Source organism: Streptomyces sp. NPDC055749, assembly GCF_053617235.1.
The window spans coordinates 16,872-33,792 of sequence record NZ_JBSHFH010000032.1; the positions used below are offsets into that span (position 1 = coordinate 16,872).

At 70.6% G+C, this 16,921-nt stretch carries 17 protein-coding genes; 9 read left to right on the forward strand and 8 right to left on the reverse strand.

The window, feature by feature from the left end:
• On the reverse strand, positions 1-1,665 hold the full coding sequence (locus tag ACWGO0_RS23140; protein WP_453538086.1) for an amidohydrolase: 1,665 nt from the start codon (positions 1,663-1,665) through the stop codon (positions 1-3).
• A gap of 46 nt (positions 1,666-1,711) precedes the next feature.
• Positions 1,712-3,112, reverse strand: coding sequence for a purine-cytosine permease family protein (locus ACWGO0_RS23145; protein WP_453538089.1), 1,401 nt, complete (start codon positions 3,110-3,112; stop codon positions 1,712-1,714).
• Between the two features lie 207 nt (positions 3,113-3,319).
• Here ACWGO0_RS23145 and ACWGO0_RS23150 point away from each other — a divergent pair, with 207 nt between their 5' ends.
• Positions 3,320-3,877, forward strand: coding sequence for a TetR/AcrR family transcriptional regulator (locus ACWGO0_RS23150; protein WP_453538281.1), 558 nt, complete (start codon positions 3,320-3,322; stop codon positions 3,875-3,877).
• Positions 3,878-3,920: 43 nt separating this feature from the next.
• Here ACWGO0_RS23150 and ACWGO0_RS23155 read toward each other — a convergent pair whose 3' ends face one another.
• From ACWGO0_RS23155 to ACWGO0_RS23165, 3 genes are read right to left on the reverse strand one after another with little or no spacing between them, the layout of a single operon-like run.
• Entirely contained in the window at positions 3,921-4,868 is a 948-nt protein-coding gene (locus ACWGO0_RS23155) for an alpha/beta hydrolase (protein WP_453538092.1), read from the reverse strand.
• Positions 4,865-5,599, reverse strand: a complete 735-nt coding sequence (locus ACWGO0_RS23160; RefSeq protein ID WP_453538094.1) for an SDR family NAD(P)-dependent oxidoreductase — start codon at positions 5,597-5,599, stop codon at positions 4,865-4,867. Before ACWGO0_RS23160 ends, ACWGO0_RS23155 begins: the two co-directional genes overlap by 4 nt.
• Positions 5,596-6,720, reverse strand: a complete 1,125-nt coding sequence (locus tag ACWGO0_RS23165) for an LLM class flavin-dependent oxidoreductase (RefSeq protein WP_453538097.1) — start codon at positions 6,718-6,720, stop codon at positions 5,596-5,598. Before ACWGO0_RS23165 ends, ACWGO0_RS23160 begins: the two co-directional genes overlap by 4 nt.
• 117 nt (positions 6,721-6,837) lie before the next feature.
• Here ACWGO0_RS23165 and ACWGO0_RS23170 point away from each other — a divergent pair, with 117 nt between their 5' ends.
• A complete protein-coding gene (locus ACWGO0_RS23170) occupies positions 6,838-7,458 on the forward strand; it encodes a PadR family transcriptional regulator (protein ID WP_453538284.1) in 621 nt (206 codons plus the stop codon).
• Here ACWGO0_RS23170 and ACWGO0_RS23175 read toward each other — a convergent pair.
• Positions 7,380-7,943 (reverse strand): flavin reductase family protein, encoded by a 564-nt coding sequence (locus ACWGO0_RS23175; protein ID WP_453538100.1) that lies wholly within the window; start codon positions 7,941-7,943, stop codon positions 7,380-7,382. The two genes, ACWGO0_RS23170 and ACWGO0_RS23175, sit on opposite strands and share 79 nt — an antisense overlap.
• A gap of 124 nt (positions 7,944-8,067) precedes the next feature.
• Between ACWGO0_RS23175 and ACWGO0_RS23180 the strand changes: the two genes are divergently transcribed.
• Positions 8,068-9,666: a FadD3 family acyl-CoA ligase gene (locus ACWGO0_RS23180; RefSeq protein ID WP_453538103.1), complete on the forward strand. Its 1,599-nt coding sequence runs from the start codon at positions 8,068-8,070 to the stop codon at positions 9,664-9,666.
• Positions 9,667-9,702: 36 nt separating this feature from the next.
• On the opposite strand, the gene ACWGO0_RS23185 is transcribed toward ACWGO0_RS23180, so the two are convergent.
• On the reverse strand, positions 9,703-10,629 hold the full coding sequence (locus ACWGO0_RS23185; protein WP_453538106.1) for a tyrosine-protein phosphatase: 927 nt from the start codon (positions 10,627-10,629) through the stop codon (positions 9,703-9,705).
• 182 nt (positions 10,630-10,811) lie between these two features.
• On the opposite strand from ACWGO0_RS23185, the gene ACWGO0_RS23190 reads away from it, so the two are divergent.
• From ACWGO0_RS23190 to ACWGO0_RS23215, 6 genes are read left to right on the forward strand one after another with little or no spacing between them, the layout of a single operon-like run.
• Entirely contained in the window at positions 10,812-11,597 is a 786-nt protein-coding gene (locus tag ACWGO0_RS23190; RefSeq protein WP_453538109.1) for a 2-keto-4-pentenoate hydratase, read from the forward strand.
• 7 nt (positions 11,598-11,604) lie between these two features.
• Positions 11,605-12,510, forward strand: coding sequence for an acetaldehyde dehydrogenase (acetylating) (locus tag ACWGO0_RS23195; protein ID WP_453538112.1), 906 nt, complete (start codon positions 11,605-11,607; stop codon positions 12,508-12,510).
• The gene (gene dmpG, locus ACWGO0_RS23200; RefSeq protein ID WP_453538115.1) at positions 12,507-13,550 is read left to right on the forward strand and encodes a 4-hydroxy-2-oxovalerate aldolase; all 1,044 of its coding nucleotides are present in this window, start codon (positions 12,507-12,509) and stop codon (positions 13,548-13,550) included. Before ACWGO0_RS23195 ends, dmpG begins: the two co-directional genes overlap by 4 nt.
• A 59-nt stretch (positions 13,551-13,609) precedes the next feature.
• Entirely contained in the window at positions 13,610-14,752 is a 1,143-nt protein-coding gene (locus tag ACWGO0_RS23205) for a Rieske 2Fe-2S domain-containing protein (RefSeq protein WP_453538118.1), read from the forward strand.
• Position 14,753: 1 nt separating this feature from the next.
• Complete coding sequence (locus ACWGO0_RS23210) at positions 14,754-14,954, forward strand: hypothetical protein (RefSeq protein WP_453538121.1); 201 nt, start codon at positions 14,754-14,756, stop codon at positions 14,952-14,954.
• Between the two features lie 10 nt (positions 14,955-14,964).
• Positions 14,965-15,990: a 2Fe-2S iron-sulfur cluster-binding protein gene (locus ACWGO0_RS23215; protein WP_453538124.1), complete on the forward strand. Its 1,026-nt coding sequence runs from the start codon at positions 14,965-14,967 to the stop codon at positions 15,988-15,990.
• A gap of 33 nt (positions 15,991-16,023) precedes the next feature.
• On the opposite strand, the gene ACWGO0_RS23220 is transcribed toward ACWGO0_RS23215, so the two are convergent.
• Complete coding sequence (locus ACWGO0_RS23220; RefSeq protein WP_453538127.1) at positions 16,024-16,863, reverse strand: IclR family transcriptional regulator; 840 nt, start codon at positions 16,861-16,863, stop codon at positions 16,024-16,026.
• Positions 16,864-16,921: the final 58 nt, after the last annotated feature.

Genomic DNA, 16,921 nt, shown 5'->3' on the forward strand with positions numbered 1-16,921 from the left:
TCAGGACGTGGCGGCGGCGCGGTGCACGACGGTTCCTCCGACGACCACGGTCTGCGCGACCGTGCCGGGAATGTCCTCGGGAGCGGCCCGCAGGATGTCCCGGGACAGCACCACGAAGTCGGCGAGCTTGCCGACCGTCAGCGAACCCCTCTCGTCCTCCAGGAAGTTGGCGTACGCGGAACCCATCGTGTAGCCGTGCACGGCCGTCTCCACGTCGACCGTCTCCTCCGGCTGCCAGGCTTCCCCACCTCCCAGCGGACGCCGGGTGACCGCGGTGTAGATGCCGACCATCGGGTCCATCTCGGCGACGTTCCAGTCGCTGGAGAAGGCGAGGACCGTGCCGGAGTCGTGCAGACTGCGCATCGGCCAGGCCTTGTGCCAGCGGTCAGGGCCTACGTTCTCCGCCCAGTCCTGGCCCGGGCCCGCGATCTCCGGGGCGCAGTGCCTCGGCTGCATGCAGGCGACCACACCCAGCTCCGCGAAGCGCGGCACGTCGGCGGGGTCGAGGCATTCGACGTGGACGACCTGGTGGCGGGCGTCGCGAGGGCCGTTGAGGGTACGGGCGTGCTCGACTGCGTCCAGAACCGTACGGATGCCGCGGTCACCCGTCGCGTGCACGAAGCACTGGAAGCCGCGCGCGTCGAGCTTGCCGAGCAGTCCGGCGAACTCCTCGGCCGGGTAGAAGGTCTCGCCCCTGTGGTGCCCGCAGCCCGCGTAGGGCTCAAGCAGTGCGGCGGTGCGGGGCTCGACCACATCGTCGATGTAGAGCTTGAGCGGGCCGACGCGCAGCCGGTCGTCGGTGAACCGCCGCGCGGCGGCGGCGAAGTCGTCGAGGTCGGCGTCGGTCGTACCGCGCGGGTGGAAGAGCGCCGCGACGATCCGGGACCGCAGCCGGCCCTCGGCCCGTGCCCGCTCGAACAGGGCGAGGTCGTCGAGGGAGTTCTGCGGCTCGACGACGGTCGTGATGCCGTATCCGATCGCGTCGTCGAGGCTCTTGGACAGGCGTCCGTACTGGCGGTCGGGCGCGGCCCACGGCACACCGAGCTCGCGCAGCGCCCGGTGCCCGTCGCGGGAGAGGCCCTTGACCGCGAACTCCTTGATGAATCCGGTGGGTTCACCGGTGACAGGGTCGGTTTCGGCCTCCCCGAAGGGCAGGCTCGTACGGTCCCTGTCGATGCCGAGGCGGCGCAGCGCGGCGGTGTTCAGCCACGCGGTGTGCACGTCGTAGCTGAGGACGAAGGCGGGGGTGTCGCCGGTCGCCGGGTCGAGGTCGGCCGCACGGGGCATCCGACCGCCGGGAATGGCCGAGTAGTCGAAGGCCTCGGCCTCGATCCACTCGGCGTCCGGGTGGGCCGCGTGCCAGGTGCGGATCCGTTCGTGGATGCCGTCCAGGGTCCGTACGCCGGCGAGCTGCACGCAGGCGTCGTCGGAGCCGAGCCTGACGTGGTTGTGGGCGTCGATGAAGCCGGGCAGGACCAGCCGGCCGCCCGCGTCGATCACTTCCGTGTCAGGCCCGGTCCAGTCGGCCGCGCCTGTGCCGGGACCGAGCCAGACGATCCGGCCGTCGCGGACGGCGAGCGCCTGCGCCTCGGGCAGCGCGGGGTCGACGGTGTGGATGCGGGCACCGGTCAGGACGAGGTCGGCGGGGGCAGGGCGGTGGTTCATGGGGTTCGGGCTCCAGTGGTGGGACGTGCGGTACGGGTGGGACGGCTCAGGCGGTCGTACGGCGGCGGGCGAGCGCCCAGTAGGTGACGCCTGAGACGACCGCGCCGAGCAGGGTGAGGTCGGCGCCGCCGAGCGGGGCGACCAGCGGGCCGGTCCACAGCTCGGAGTCGCAGGTGAGCGCGGCGAAGACCATGCCCGCGAGGAGTGCGGTCAGGCCCGCCGGGTGGTAGCCGGAGCGGTACCAGTACGCCCCGGCGCGCCCGGTGTGCAGGGCCTCGGTGTCGTACCGGCAGCGGCGCAGCAGCATGTCGGCGAGGAAGACACCGCCCCAGGGGGCGAAGACGATGATCAGCAGGGAGAGGAAGGACAGCAGCGACTCGGTGAAGTCGGTGAGGAACAGCGCGCCGAGTGAGCCGAGCGCCGTGACGGCCGCGCTGATGACGATGGCCTTCGCCCGGCTCCAGGGGATGCCGAGGACCTGGAGGTTCAGGCTCGACGAGTAGAGCGTGATGATCGAGTTGGTGACACAGCCGCCGAGGACGAGGGCCAGGAAGAGCGGCTGGAACCAGCCGGGCAGCAGCTGCTCGGTTCCCGCGACGGCGTCGGTCATGTCCGTCTGCGTGGCGGCTGCGACGCCCGCGATGCCGAGGGCGACCGAGGAGAGGAAGCCGCCGATCGCGCCGCTCCAGGTGATCGAGCGCAGTGAGGTGGTCCGCGGCAGATAGCGGGTGTAGTCGGCGGGCATCGGCAGGTACGAGAAGGGGCCGGCCAGCATGACCACGAAGGCCAGGCTCCACCCCGAGGCCCCGGGGGCGGCGGCGGGTGCGCCGGTGTCCGTACCCGGCAGGACGAAGACCAGCAGGGCGGCGAAGCCGATGGCCAGGACGTAGGCCATCCAGCGCTCGGCGAACTGCACGGTCGCGTGCCCCCACATGGCCACGGCGAAGGTCAGGGCGAGGGTGATCATCAGGGCGAGGGCGCGGGCGGCGTCGCCGCCGTGCCAGCCGAGGTCGGCGAAGAAGACTTCGAGTGCCAGGGTGCCGACCACCGTGTTGACGATGGTGTAGCCGATGCTGACGACCCAGTTGAGCACTCCGGCGGGGAAGTTTCCGCGGGTGCCGAAGGCGGCACGGGAGATGACGAGCGTGGCCGTTCCGGTGCGGATGCCGCTGAGGCCCGCCGCGCTGATGGCGAAGAAGGACAGGCCGCTGATCACGACGACGGCGGTGGCCTGCCAGAACGAGAGGCCGAAGGCGACGGCCAGGGCGCCGTTGATCACGTAGGTGAAGGTGAGATTGGAGCCGAACCAGAGCCAGAAGAGGTCCTTGGCGCTGCCGTGCCGTTCGTCGTCCGGAATGGGGTCGATGCCGTGCGTCTCGACCCGGAACACCTCGTCGCTCGCGACTCCCGTGCCGGTCGTGCCGGTGGCTGTCCGCTGTTCGATCATGCGCCTCGCCCCTCCTCTTGGATCTTGAATGCCGTTCAAACAACTTGAACGGCATTCAAGATGCGCCGAGGTGTGCCCCGGCGTCAAGACCTCGGCAGAAATCCGTGCGGACGAGACGGATAGGGTTTGGCGAAACGGAGGATGGCGGAGGCGGAGGCGGAGCGGGTGGCGGCACGACGGCGCGACGGGCGGATCGCCCAGGAGCGGATGCTCGAGGAGGCCATGACGGCCATCGCCGAGGACGGTCTGGCGGCGCTGACCATGTCCGCCCTCGCCGAGCGGCTCGGCACCAGCGGCGGCCACATCCTGTACTACTTCGGAAGCAAGGACCGGCTGCTGCTGGAAGCCCTGCGCTGGAGCGAGGCCGCACTCACCGAGGAGCGGCAGGCCCTGCTGTCCCGCCGGGTGACGGCGGAGCGCAAGCTCGATCTGTTCCTGGAGCTGTATCTGCCCCGCGGGCCGCGCGACCCGCGCTGGACCCTGTGGATCGAACTCTGGGCACGGATCCCGGCGAGCGACACGCTGCGCCAGGCACAGGAGGAGATGGACCGCGGCTGGCAGGCCGACCTGGAGGCGCTCCTCGCCAAGGGGGTGGCCCAGTCGAGGTTCACGGCCGCCCTGGACGTCCCGTCCCGCGCGTCCGAACTGCTGGCGCTCCTAGACGGCCTGAGCACCCGGGTGGTCCTCGGGCAGCGCGAGTCCGAGCGGGACAGGGCCCTGGCCTCGGCCCGCTCGGCGGCGGCCCGCCTGGTGGAACGCGCCTGACCTCGGACTCCGTACATCCGGGTCGGGCAGCTCTGGATCCGGGTCATTCGGCCTTCGCGCCGAAGTCCTGCCCGCCGACCCAGTGCGTAGCGGCCTCCAGCGCCGCGCCGGCTTCCGGGAGGTGGCCGACGGCGCCCAGGAATCCGTGGAACATCCCCGGGTGGAGCTGCACCTGTGCGCGTACGCCCGCCTGTGCCAGTCGGCGGGCGTACGCGAGACCCTCGTCGCGCAGCGGGTCGCAGTCGGCCAGGACCACCAGGGTGGGCGGCAGGCCGGACAGATCGGGGGCGAGGCCGGGGGAGGCGTACGGGTCGGCCGGGTCGCCGTCCGGGCCCAGGTACTGCTCCCAGTACCAGCGCATATGGGCAGTGGTGTGGAAGAAGCCGGTCGCGTACGCCGTGGCCGACCCACCGTCCAGACGGTGGTCCAGCGCGGGGTAGAGGAGCAGCTGCGCCGCGATCGCCGGGCCGCCCTCGTCCCGTGCCCACAGGGCGGTGGCGGCGGCGAGATTGCCGCCGCTGGAGTCGCCCGCGAGGATCAGCCGGTCCGGGGAGCAGCCCAGTTCACCGGCGTGCCGCGCCGCCCAGGCCGTGACCGTACGGGCGTCCTCCGCGGCGGCCGGGAACCGGGACTCCGGGGCGCGCCGGTAGTCGGCGGAGACGACCAACGCGCCTGTCCGGGCGGCGAGTTCGCGGCACAGCCCATCGTGCGTATCGAGGTCGCAGAGGACCCAGCCACCGCCGTGGAAGAAGACGATCAGCGTGCGGGAGGCGGGGTCCGCAACAGGTCCGGGTCCCGGGTCGTAGATGCGGACCGGGACCGGGATCTGCCGCTCGGTGACCGAGTGCAGTTCGCGTACCGGGGCGCCGCCGCCCGCCTCGGCGGCCTGCCGCAGTCCCGCGGCGTCGAGCGGCCCGAGCGCCGGGTCCGGGAAGCCGGCCGACATCGCGTCGCAGAGGTGGCGGGCGGCCGGGGTCAGGGGATCGGTCATCCGGTCGTCAGCCCTCCGTCGGCGGTGAACTCCGTGCCTGTGATGTACGAGGAGGCGTCCGATACGAGGAAGAGGACCAGCTCGCCCACTTCCTCCGGGCGGCCCATCCGGCGCAGCGGGACGTGCGACCAGTCCTTGGGTGCGACCGCCGATATCATCGGGGTGTCGATCGCGCCCGGATGTACGGAGTTCACGCGGATGCCGTACCGGGCGAGGTCCAGGGCCGATGAGCGGCTCAGGCCGCGCAGGCCGAACTTCGTTGATCCGTACGCCGCGTGGCCGGGTATACCGACAAGACCCGCGGTCGACGAGACGTTGACGATCGATCCGCCGCCCGCCTCCTTCATCGCGGGGACGACGGCCCGGATGCCGAGGAAGGGGCCGAGGAGATTGACGCGCCACAGGGTCTCGAAGTTCTCGGCGGTCTCCTTCTCGACGGGAGCGGTCCGCCAGAGGGCGGCGTTGTTGACGAGTGCGTCGATCCGGCCGAAGGCGGCGACGCCGGCCGCCACCGTCTCCGCCCAGCCGGCCGCGTCCGTCACGTCATGGCGGACGAACAGGCCCTGATCGCCGAGGCCGGCCGCGACCTCGCGGCCCTCCTCCTCGCGCACGTCCGCGACCACGACGCGGGCGCCCGCCTCGGCGAACAGCCGGGCCTCGGCCGCCCCCTGGCCACGTCCGGCGCCGGTGACGACAACGACCTTGCCGTCCAAGGGCGTTCGGGAGGTCACTTGCCCTCCTGTGCGCGGAAGTGCGGGATGACCTTCTCGCCCCACTGGCGGATGGTCTCCATGCAGGCTTCCTGGGGGACGGTTCCCATCTGGATCAGACACATGACCTCGTCGACGCCGGTCTCACGGAGCTGCTCGACGTAGTCGATGGCGGTCTGCGCGTCGCCGTAGGCGTGTTCGGCGTTGAAGATGCCGGTGTCGGCGGGGCGGGCCGGGATGCTGGCATCGTGGAGCTTGGCGACCAGTTCGTCACTGCGGGACCCCATGGCGGCGGCGTGGTCCTCGAACTCGTCGTAGCCGGTGGGCTCCGGCCCGTTGCCGTACCAGTGGGCGATGGACTCTGCGAAGAAGCGCTGACCGCGGGTTCCGATCCGCAGGGCCTGCGCGGCGTCGTCGAGGACGATGGTCGGGCAGAGAGTGGTGAGGTGGTCGTTCACCTCGGTCGACACGAAGCGCTCGCCGGTACGGGTCGCGATGGCGTCGTCGTACACCTTGCGCATCTCGCGTACGTCGGCGGCGCCCGCGAAGCCCATCACCAGGGCGCCGATGCCGAGTTCGGCGGCGAGCTTGAGGGTGTCGTGCTTGCTGCAGGCCATGAACAGGGGCGGGTGCGGGTCCTGGACGGGGCGCGGGAGGATCGCGCCGGGGCCGATGTCGATGGATCCGTGCCACTCGAACCGCTCCTCGCGCCAGGCGTTGGCGAAGATCCGCAGGGCCTCCTCCATCTGGGGGTAGGTGTCCTCGGGCCGGACGCCGTACATGGACATCTCCTGCTTGGTGGCGCCGCGGCCGGAGCCGATGTCGACGCGACCGCCGGAGAGCACGTCGAGCATCGCGGCGCGCTCGGCGACGCGGACCGGGTGCTGGTAGCCGAAGGGCATGGTGACGACGCCGTGGCCGATACGGATCTTCGACGTCCGGGCCGCGACCCAGGTCAGGAAGATCTCGGAGGCGCTCATGTGGGCGTACTGGGTGAGGGAGTGGTGCTCGACGGCCCAGATCCGGTCGAAGCCCATCTCCTCGGCGAACACGGCCTGTTCGACACAGTCGTTGATGACCTGGCGTTCGCGCTCGGGGGTGGGGTCGGCGAGCTGGGCCTCGAAGATCATCGAGAACTTCACGGTGCCTCCTGGCTGATCCTGTGCTGATTCACGTATGCCTAATAGGAATATGTCTATCAGGTGTACCGGGGGAGGGGAAGGGGAGTCGGGAGCCCCGGCCGTAGACTGCCGGGCGTGGTGGAGAAGAAGACGGTGAGTGGTGCGCAGGGCGAAGGTGCCGGTGACGGCGAGCGGGTCGCGCTCCCGGCGACGAGCTGGGCGGTGCTCGGGCTGCTCTCCTTCGGCGAGGAGCTGTCCGGCTACGACCTGAAGAAGTGGTCCGACTGGTCGCTCCGCTTCTTCTACTGGAGCCCGTCCTTCAGTCAGATCTACGGCGAGCTCAAGCGCCTGGAGAAGGCCGGTTACGCCACTTCGCGGATGGTCGCGCAGGAGACGGGCAACCGCGACAAGCGCGTCTACACCATCACCGACGCCGGCATGGATGCCGTCAGGACGTGGGCGCGAGAGGCGCCCGTCGACCCGCCCGTGCTCAAGCACGGCGCGATGCTCCGGATCTGGCTCGGTCATCTGCTGGAACCCGAGCAGCTGCGTGAAGTCCTCGCGCAGCAGCGGGAGTACGCGGAGAAGATGCGGCTCCGGGCGCTGGCGGACGTCGAGGGTGCCCGCGCCGAGGCGGCGTGGGCGTACCCCGCGCTCACCTTGAAGTGGGCCGAGCGGTACTACGCCTCGGAGCGCGACCTCGCCGACGCCATGCTCGCGGACATCGAGGAGCTGGAGAAGGGCGAGACCCGCCCGTAGGTCCGGCGGAAGTAGAGCAGCGGCTCGGCCTCGCGGGGCTGCGCCAGCGCGGTGACGCGGCCCAGCGCGATGGCGTGGTCGCCACCGTCCAGTACGTCCGTCAGCTCGCACTCGATCGTGGCCAGTGCGGCGTCGAGCAGCGGAGCGCCGTTGGCGCCCGGGTGCCAGTCCACCCCGCCGAACTTGTCCCCGCCCGTCACCGCGAACTGACGGCACAGCTGTTGCTGGTCGGCCGCCAGGATGTTGACCGCGAAGCTGCCGGCGGTGCGGATGAGCGGCCAGGTGGTCGAGGTGTGCGCGGGGCAGAAGCAGACCAGGGGCGGGTCGAACGAAACCGAGGAGAAGGACTGCACGGCCATGCCGGCAGGCCGGCCGTCGGGCTGGATCGCGGTGATCACCGCCACCCCGGTACAGAAACTGCTGAGTGTCTCGCGCATCCGCGTGCTGTCGATCATCGGGGCAACCTCGTGAGTGAGGGTCGGCATCGGAACCTCCTGTGTACCTACTAGGTATATGCCTAACCGAAACACTGTGATTGGATACCGCCCAAGCTCGCACGTCAAGTAGGCAAGCAGGCAAGCACGTTCAAGCAGGCAAGCAGGGAGGGTCATGACCGACTCGGGCTCAGTCCAGATGCCGCCACCCACCACCCTCGCGCAGCTCCCGCAGTACGCCGCCGAGGCGTACGGCACCGCGGAAGCCCTCGCCGACGGCGAGGTCCGATGGAGCTTCGAGCGGCTGCGCGACGAGATCGCCGCCGCCTCGCGCGCCGCCGTCGCCCACGGCATCCGGCAGGGCGACCGGGTCGCCGTGTGGGCGCCCAACAGCCGCCAGTGGATCACCGCCGCACTCGGTGCCGTCGCCGTCGGGGCCGTACTCGTGCCCCTCAACACCCGTTACAAGGCGGCCGAAGCCGCCGACATCATCCGCCGCAGCGGAGCACAGGTCCTCTACACCGAGCGCGGGTTCCTCGGCACGGACTACGTGGCGATGCTGCACGAATCGGGCGAGGACCTCGGTCAGCTGCGCAGCACGGTCGTCCTGCGCGGCGAGGCGGGCGCGGAGTGTCTGGCCTGGGCGGAGTACCTGGCGGCGGGAGAGCGTGTGAGCGAGGCGGAGCGCGCCGCGCGCGCCGCCGCGGTGCGCCCGGAGGACCTCTCCGACATCCTCTACACCTCCGGCACCACCGGCCGGCCGAAAGGGGTGATGACCACCCACGCCCAGACCGTGCGCGTCTACGCGGACTGGTCGCGGCTGGTCACCCTGCGGGCGGGGGACCGGTATCTGCTGGTCAATCCCTTCTTCCACACCTTCGGCTACAAGGCCGGCATCATCGCCTGCCTGCTGCGCGGCGCCGCCATGCTCCCCGAGGCGCTCTTCGACACCGACCGCATCCTGCACCGCATGGCCGCCGAGCGCGTCACCTGTCTGATGGGTCCGCCGACCGTCTTCCACGGCCTCATCCAGCACTCCGAACGAGACGTTCACGACCTGAGCGCGTTGCGGCTCGCCGGTACGGGCGCCGCGTCCGTACCGACCGAACTCGTCGAGCAGATCCGTACGGTTCTCGGCGCTCCCGACGTCTTCACCGCGTACGGACTCACCGAGTCCGGCGGCGTCGTCACCGTCTGCCCGACCGACGCGGACGCCTGGACCGTCGCCCATACGGTCGGTGTGCCACTGCCCGGCACGGAGGTCCGTATCGCCGGTCCGCTCGGCGAGCTCCTTGCCGCGGGCGAGCCCGGAGAGGTGCAGGTCCGCGGCTACCACGTCACGGCCGGCTATCTCGACGACCCCGCCGCCACCGCCCAGGCGGTGAGCGCGGACGGCTGGCTGCGGACCGGGGACATCGGAGTACTCGACGAGCGCGGCTTCCTCCGCATCACCGACCGGCTCAAGGACATGTACGTCGTCGGCGGCTTCAACGCCTATCCGGCGGAGGTCGAGAACGTGCTGATCGGGCATGCGGGCATCGCCGACGCCGCGGTGGTGGGGGCGCCGGACGAACGCCTCGGCGAGGTGGGAGTCGCCTTCGTCGTGGCAGCCGAGGGCGCCGTCCCGGACCCCGCGGAGCTCACCGCCTGGACCCGGGAGCGGCTCGCCAACTTCAAGGTCCCGCGTCGCTTCCACGTCGTGGCGGAGCTGCCGCGCAACGCGGGTGGAAAGCTGCTGAAGGGCGAACTGCGGCGCACGGCAAGAGGGGAGTAGAGGCGAAGCCCAGGCCGTCAGTGTGGTGCGGCGCCGCTAACGCAGCAGCCGGTGGCGGAGCCTCGCCAGGGTCGGGATGTCCAGCCCCAGGCCGTCGGTGAGGTAGCCGTACAGGCTCCCGTAGTCCTTCTCCACCTGGTCGAGGGCCGCGCCGAGGTAGCTCGTGCGTACCTCCTGGAGAGGGATCAGCAGGTCCGGATTCTGCATCATGCCGGACTGTTTCAGACCCGCGCGGACCTTGGCGTCGTGGGCGGCGCGGAAGGTGTTGGACAGCAGGAAGTCCCGCTCCGCGGCCTGCTCCGGCACGCCGAGGGCGCGCAGCAGCACATAGCTCATCCATCCGGTGCGGTCCTTGCCCGAGGTGCAGTGGTAGAGCAGCGGGGCGGAGTGCCGGCCTTTCGCCAGCTCCCGGACCGTGGCGGCGAACTGGGCCCGGCTCGCGGGGTTGTCGACGAACGTGCGGTAGATGTCGCGCATGAACCGCTCCGCCTTGCCGTCACCGAGAGCGGCCCGCTGCACGACCGGATCCTTCGAGGCGATGACCGACATCGTCATCCCGTAGAGGCCGCGGTCGTCGACCGCGCGGGAGGTGACGGCCGGGCCGGCGGGCAGACGGTCGGCTCCGTCGTACTGGAGCTCCAGCGGGACCCGGAAGTCGACGACCTTCTTGAGGCCGAGGCCCGAGAGAGTGGCGACATCCGGGTCGGTGAGCTTGCTGAGGGCGTCGGCGCGGAAGACGTGGCCGTAACGGACGCTGCGCCCGGTGTACGTGCGGTAACCGCCCAGGTCACGGACGTTGACCGCGCCCTGGAGGGTGATCTGCCGGGCGGCGGTGTGCTGACCGGTGTCCGCAACGATCGGCGCACGGGCCTCGGCCTCGGCCACGGCCGAGGCGGGCAGGGCGGTGAGAGTGAGTGTGGCGATCACGAATCCGATGGCCAGGCGTGCACGTGCTGGGTGCATGGGGACAACTCCTCGGTCTGGAGGGGGAACGGAGAGGCGAGCCGAGCATCACTGCCGCGGGCGGGCCCCTGCCAGAGGTGCCGCGTGAGCTTTCCCGGCCAGTGGGAAACCGGGCTCCCGGACGACGGCGGGATCGGCTTAACGTCGCCGGAAACACCACCCCGCCCCCTGGAGGAGCCACGATGCTCACGGAACCTCAGAGGCATTCGGCCGCGGAGCTCCTGCGCTCCGCCGAGCTCGGCCGGACGCCGGTCGCCCCGCTCGTCGAGTCGTATCCCGGCATCGGCACCGAGGACGCGTACGAGATCCAGCTGCTCGGCATCCGGCGCCGGCTGGACGCCGGGGCCATGGTCAACGGCCACAAGGTCGGGCTCTCCTCGCCCGTCATGCAGCAGATGATGGGCGTGGACGAACCCGACTACGGCCATCTGCTCGACGACATGCAGCTGTACGAGGACCGGCCCGTACCCGTCGCCCGCTACTGCGCGCCGCGTATCGAGGTCGAGGTCGGCTTCGTGCTCGGCGACGACCTGCCGGGCGAGGGGTGCACGGAGGCCGATGTGCTCGCCGCCACCGAACGCGTCGTGCCCGCACTGGAGTTGATCGACAGCCGGATCGCGGACTGGCGGATCTCCATCGCCGACACCATCGCCGACAACGCCTCATCGGCGGGCTACGTCATCGGAGAGGGCCGCGATCCGCGCGAGCTGGACCTCAGGACGATCGCCGCCACACTCCGTACCGGCGAAGGCGACCTGCTGGCCTCCGGCCGCAGCAACGCGGTCCTCGGCGACCCGGCCACCTCCGTCGCCTGGCTGGCCCGCACCGTGGCCCGCTTCGGAGTGCCGCTGAAGAAGGGGCATGTGGTGCTGCCCGGCTCCTGCACCCGCGCCGTCGATGTGGCCGCGGGCCGGACCTACACCGCCGAGTTCACCGGACTCGGCTCGGTTTCCCTCTCGTTCTGCTGAGGTTTGGATGACCACGCACAAGACCAAAGCCACCGCCGCCATTGTCGGTTCCGGCAACATTGGCACCGATCTGCTCTACAAGCTCCTGCGCTCGGAGCACATCGAGCCGCGCTGGATGATCGGCGTCGACCGTACGAGCGAGGGCCTCGGCCGCGCCCGCCGCGCGGGAATCGAGGCCAGCCATGAAGGAGTCGACTGGCTGCTCGCCCAGGACGAGAAGCCGGACCTGGTCTTCGAGGCCACTTCCGCGTACGTGCACCGGGCGAACGCCCCGCGCTACGCGGAGCTGGGCATCAGGGCCATCGACCTCACACCGGCCGCCGTCGGCCCGGCCGTCGTTCCGCCCGCCAATCTCCGGGCCCACCTGGACCGGCCCAACGTCAACATGATCACGTGCGGCGGCCAGGCCACCATTCCGATGGTGTACGCCGTCTCCCGCGTCGTGCCCGTCCCGTACGCGGAGATCGTCGCGTCCGTCGCCTCGCTCTCCGCCGGCCCCGGAACCCGCGCGAACATCGACGAGTTCACCCGTACGACCTCACGCGGCATCGAGACCATCGGCGGCGCCGCGCGCGGCAAGGCGATCATCATCCTGAACCCCGCCGAGCCGCCCGTCATCATGCGCGACACCGTCTTCTGCGCGATCCCCGAGGACGCCGACCGGGACGCCATCGCTCTGTCGGTCAAGGAGGTCGTAGCGGACGTGTCGGCCTACGTCCCCGGCTACCGGCTGCGCGCCGAGCCGCAGTTCGACGACCCTTCCCCCGAGAACGGCGGCCAGGCCCGGGTCGCCATCTTCCTGGAGGTCGAGGGAGCGGGCGACTTCCTGCCCCCGTACGCCGGAAACCTGGACATCATGACCGCCGCCGCCACCAAGGTCGGCGAGGAGTTCGCGAAGGAGATGCGCGCATGAGCCCGTACACGCAGACGTCCCCGTACTCGGACACGCTCGACATCCGCGTCACCGACTCCTCGCTGCGCGACGGATCGCATGCCAAGCGGCACCAGTTCACGGGCGAGGACGTGGCATCGGTCGTCGCCGCGCTCGACGCGTCCGGTGTCCCCGTCATCGAGGTCACGCACGGCGACGGACTCGGCGGATCGTCCTTCAACTACGGCTTCTCCAAGACCCCCGAGCAGGAACTGATCAAGATCGCCGTGGATACGGCGCAGAGCGCGAAGATCGCCTTCCTGATGCTTCCCGGGCTCGGCGTGAAGGACGACATCAAGGCCGCCCATGGCAATGGCGCCGCGATCTGCCGGATAGCCACCCACTGCACCGAGGCCGATATCTCCGTCCAGCACTTCGGGCTCGCCCGGGAGCTCGGTCTGGAGACCGTGGGCTTCCTGATGATGGCCCACTCGACACCCGCCGAGGCGCTGGCGAAGCAGGCCCGGATCATGGCCGACGCCGGCTGTCAGTGCGTGTACGTCGTCGACTCGGCCGGGGCCATGGTCATGGACGACGTCACGGACCGGGTGGGCGCGCTCGTCGCCGAGCTGGGCGGCGACGCGCAGGTCGGCTTCCACGGGCACGAGAACCTCGGCCTCGGCGTCGGCAATTCGATCGCCGCGATCCGTGCGGGGGCGCTCCAGATCGACGGCTCCACACGACGGCTGGGGGCGGGCGCGGGCAATACGCCCGTCGAGGCACTGGCCGCCGTCTGCGCGAAGATGGGCATCCGGACCGGCATCGACGTACTGAAGATCATCGACGCGGCCGAGGACGTGGTCAGGCCCGTCATGGACGGCGAATGCCTCCTCGACCGGATGGCTCTGATGATGGGCCACGCCGGCGTCTACTCCAGCTTCCTCAAGCACGCCTACCGGCAGGCCGAGCGGTACGGCGTCTCCGGCGCGGAGATCCTGCTGCGCGCGGGGGAACGCCGCCTCGTCGGCGGCCAGGAGGACCAGCTCATCGACATCGCGGTCGAACTCGCCGCCGCGCGCTAGGGCCTGTCTGCATCAGCGCCATCACACCGACCGTCACCACGACGACGTGGAGGGACACCATGACCGCTTCCCAGGACGAGGTCCGCCTCATCGAAGCCGCCGCCGCGCCGACCCGGTTCGCCCGCGGCTGGCACTGCCTCGGTCTCGCCGACACCTTCAAGGACGGCAAGCCGCACGAGATCGAGGCCTTCGGCACCAAGCTGGTCGTCTTCCAGGGCGAGGACGACGGCGAGCTCCACATCCTCAACGCCTACTGCCCCCACATGGGCGGCAACCTCGCGCGCGGCTCCGTGAAGGGTGACTCGGTCGCCTGCCCCTTCCACGACTGGCGCTGGGCGGGCAACGGCAAGTGCTCCGGCATCCCGTACGCCCGGCGCGTCCCGCCCCGCGCCAGGACCCGCGCATGGACGGCGCGGGAGGAGAACAAGCAGCTCTTCGTCTGGAACGACCCCGAGGGCAATCCGCCCCCCGCGGACGTCGCCATCCCACGGATCGAGGGCGTCTTCAGCGACGAGTGGAGCGACTGGAGCTGGAACACCCTCCGGGTCGAGAACTCCCACTGCCGCGAAATCGTCGACAACGTAGTGGACATGGCGCACTTCTTCTACGTCCACTACTGCTTCCCGACCTACTTCAAGAACGTCTTCGAAGGCCACGTGGCCACGCAGTACATGGAGAGCTCGCCGCGCGGCGACGTCGACCTGGGCACGCTGAGCACGGGCGGCGGACTGCGCTCCGACGCCTCGTACTACGGGCCCTCCTACATGATCGACCGGCTGTGGAGCGACATCGGAGGAGGCGTCGAGCTGGAGAGCGTCCTCATCAACTGCCACTACCCGATCGACGACAACAGCTTCCTGCTGATGTACGGAACGATCGTCAGGAAGCTGCCGGGCATGAGCGACGAACAGGCAGCCGAGGCCGCCCGGCTCACCTCCGAGGGGCTCGCGGTCGGCTTCGAGCAGGACGTCGAGATCTGGAGGAACAAGGCGAAGATCGACAACCCGCTGCTCTCCGAGGAGGACGGTCCCGTCTACCAACTGAGGCGCTGGTACGAGCAGTTCTACGTGGACGTCGATGACGTCAAGGACGCGATGGTCCAGCGTTTCGAGTTCGAGATCGACACCGAACGGGCCACGGCCGCCTGGCGCGCCGAGGTCGACGAGAACATCGACCGCCACAAGGCGGAGAACGGCGGCTGACATGCAGCCCGTTGAGTGCGGAATCTGCGGAAACCAGGTGCTGTGCGAGAAGTTCAGCATGGCCCACACCCAGGTCCAGTGGACCGAGGACGCCTCGCGGGTGTGCCAGGAGTACCGCTTCCGGATGCGTACCTGCGGTGCGCTGCGCGACAGCATCGACCGCGCCGTCGAGGACGGGACCCTGGCGGTGGCCGATGCCTAGGACGTACCGCGTGAAGGTCACCGAGGTCGTCACGGAGACCGCCGACGCCCGCTCGCTCGTCCTGCGGCCCGAGGCCGGGAGCGAGGAGCGGTTCGGGTACCTGCCGGGCCAGTTCCTCACCCTGCGGGTGCCCGGCGGCGCGGCCCGCTGCTACTCGCTGGCGAGCTCCCCGCACACCGGTGAGCCCATGAAGGTCACGGTGAAGCGGGTGCCCGGCGGACTCGGCTCCGGCTGGGTCTGCGACGAGGTGTCGGCCGGCGACGAGCTGGAGGTGCTGCCGCCGGCCGGCACCTTCACCCCCGGCTCCCTCGACCAGGACCTTCTCCTGGTCGCGGGCGGCAGCGGCATCACCCCCGTGCTGTCGATCGCCAAGTCGGTCCTGGCGAGCGGGCAGGGCCGGCTCGCGGTCTTCTACGCCAACCGCGACGAGGGCTCGGTCATCTTCCGCGACGAACTGTGGGGACTGACCGAGGAGCACCCGGACCGGCTGCTGGTGGTGCACTGGCTGGAGACGCTCCAGGGGCTGCCGACGGCCGCGCTGCTGGCGTCCGCACTCGCCCCGTACGCCGGGCGCGAGACGTATCTCTGCGGGCCAGGACCGCTGATGGACGCTGCCGAACAGGCACTCCGTTCGGCCGGAGCGTCCGGCCGCCTCATCCACCGCGAGAAGTTCTTCTCGCTGAGCGGCGATGTGTTCGATGAGGCGGCTGCGGCTGCGGCTGCGGCTCCGGCGGTTGCGGCGTCGGCGGTTACGGGCGAGGCCGCCTGCACCGCCGAGGTCGAGCTCGACGGCGAGACCCACCACGTCCCCTGGGCCACGGAACAGCCGCTCCTCGACGCGCTGCTCGCCGCCGGGCTCGACGCCCCGTACTCCTGCCGCGAGGGCGCGTGCAGCGCCTGCTGCTGCCGGGTGGTCTCCGGCGAGGTCAGGATGGTGCGCAACGAGATCCTCGACAAGGAGGACATCGCCGAGGGGTACGTACTGGCCTGCCAGGCCGTACCCCTCAGCGAGAAGGTGGAGATCAGCTACACCTGAGACTCCTGGCAGTTCCCCCCGGCAGGCTGCGGTTCACATCCAGTCCGTGACCCGCAGCCAGCCCATCATGTTGTCCATGGCCTGCTCCGAGACGCCCGGCGTGTAACTGGGCGCCGGAGGAGCCGCCCGCGTGGCGCGCCCCGGCCCGTACATCGCCCGCCACACCGACCGCGCGCACCCCTGCACCACCGGCGCCAGCCGCTCCAGTTCCCGGTGGCCGCCCTTCCCCGAGACCGAGATCGCGGCGACCGCCCGCCCCGCCCCGCGCAGCGGAGCCGCCACGCACGCGATGCCCCGGAAGCTCTCCTCCCGGTCGAAGGCCACGCCCCGGTCCCGCGCCGCCGCCAGCTCGGCGCGGAGCGCGACCGGCCGGACGATGGTGCGCGGCGTACGAGGCCGCAGACCGTCCAGCAGGACCTGTTCCAGCGCGGCCGGATCGCTGAACGCCAGGATCGCCTTGCCCGCAGCCGTGCAGTACGCCGGTATTCTGCCGCCCACCCGCGAGGGCACCACCAACTCGTCCGAGCCGCCGATCCGCTCCAGGTAGACGACCTCCGATCCGTCCAGGACCGCGAGATGCACCAGATGCCCCGTCGTCTCGTGCAGGGCGTGCAGATGCGGGAGCGCGGCCCGGCGCAGCTTGTTGTGGTGCGAGGCGAGCGCGCCCAGCTCCAGCATCCGCATGCCCATCCCGTAGTCCCGGCCCTCCCGGTCCAGCCAGTGCAGCTGCACGAGCTGGTCCAGGATGCGGTGCGCCGACGACCGCGGCAGCCCCGAACGGCGCATCACCTCGGTGAGGCTGAGCCGGGGTTCGGGTCCTTCGAAGGCGCCCAGCACCTTCGCGGCCTTCTCCAGCAGCGACAGCGTGGGCATAGGAATCATCCCGGATGAACAGCGCGCAGCCGCGACATTGCGGGCACGTTCCCGACGT

What these genes read in the sequence shown, in the direction of transcription:
- ACWGO0_RS23195 (WP_453538112.1), top strand. Translation starts at nt 11,605, where the DNA reads ATGACCACGCACAAGACCAAAGCCACCGCCGCCATTGTCGGTTCCGGC.
- ACWGO0_RS23210 (WP_453538121.1), top strand. Translation starts at nt 14,754, where the DNA reads ATGCAGCCCGTTGAGTGCGGAATCTGCGGAAACCAGGTGCTGTGCGAG.
- ACWGO0_RS23175 (WP_453538100.1), bottom strand. Translation starts at nt 7,943, where the DNA reads ATGCCGACCCTCACTCACGAGGTTGCCCCGATGATCGACAGCACGCGG.
- dmpG (WP_453538115.1), top strand. Translation starts at nt 12,507, where the DNA reads ATGAGCCCGTACACGCAGACGTCCCCGTACTCGGACACGCTCGACATC.
- ACWGO0_RS23185 (WP_453538106.1), bottom strand. Translation starts at nt 10,629, where the DNA reads ATGCACCCAGCACGTGCACGCCTGGCCATCGGATTCGTGATCGCCACA.
- ACWGO0_RS23155 (WP_453538092.1), bottom strand. Translation starts at nt 4,868, where the DNA reads ATGACCGATCCCCTGACCCCGGCCGCCCGCCACCTCTGCGACGCGATG.
- ACWGO0_RS23205 (WP_453538118.1), top strand. Translation starts at nt 13,610, where the DNA reads ATGACCGCTTCCCAGGACGAGGTCCGCCTCATCGAAGCCGCCGCCGCG.
- ACWGO0_RS23190 (WP_453538109.1), top strand. Translation starts at nt 10,812, where the DNA reads ATGCTCACGGAACCTCAGAGGCATTCGGCCGCGGAGCTCCTGCGCTCC.
- ACWGO0_RS23140 (WP_453538086.1), bottom strand. Translation starts at nt 1,665, where the DNA reads ATGAACCACCGCCCTGCCCCCGCCGACCTCGTCCTGACCGGTGCCCGC.
- ACWGO0_RS23150 (WP_453538281.1), top strand. Translation starts at nt 3,320, where the DNA reads ATGCTCGAGGAGGCCATGACGGCCATCGCCGAGGACGGTCTGGCGGCG.
- ACWGO0_RS23145 (WP_453538089.1), bottom strand. Translation starts at nt 3,112, where the DNA reads ATGATCGAACAGCGGACAGCCACCGGCACGACCGGCACGGGAGTCGCG.
- ACWGO0_RS23180 (WP_453538103.1), top strand. Translation starts at nt 8,068, where the DNA reads ATGACCGACTCGGGCTCAGTCCAGATGCCGCCACCCACCACCCTCGCG.
- ACWGO0_RS23220 (WP_453538127.1), bottom strand. Translation starts at nt 16,863, where the DNA reads ATGCCCACGCTGTCGCTGCTGGAGAAGGCCGCGAAGGTGCTGGGCGCC.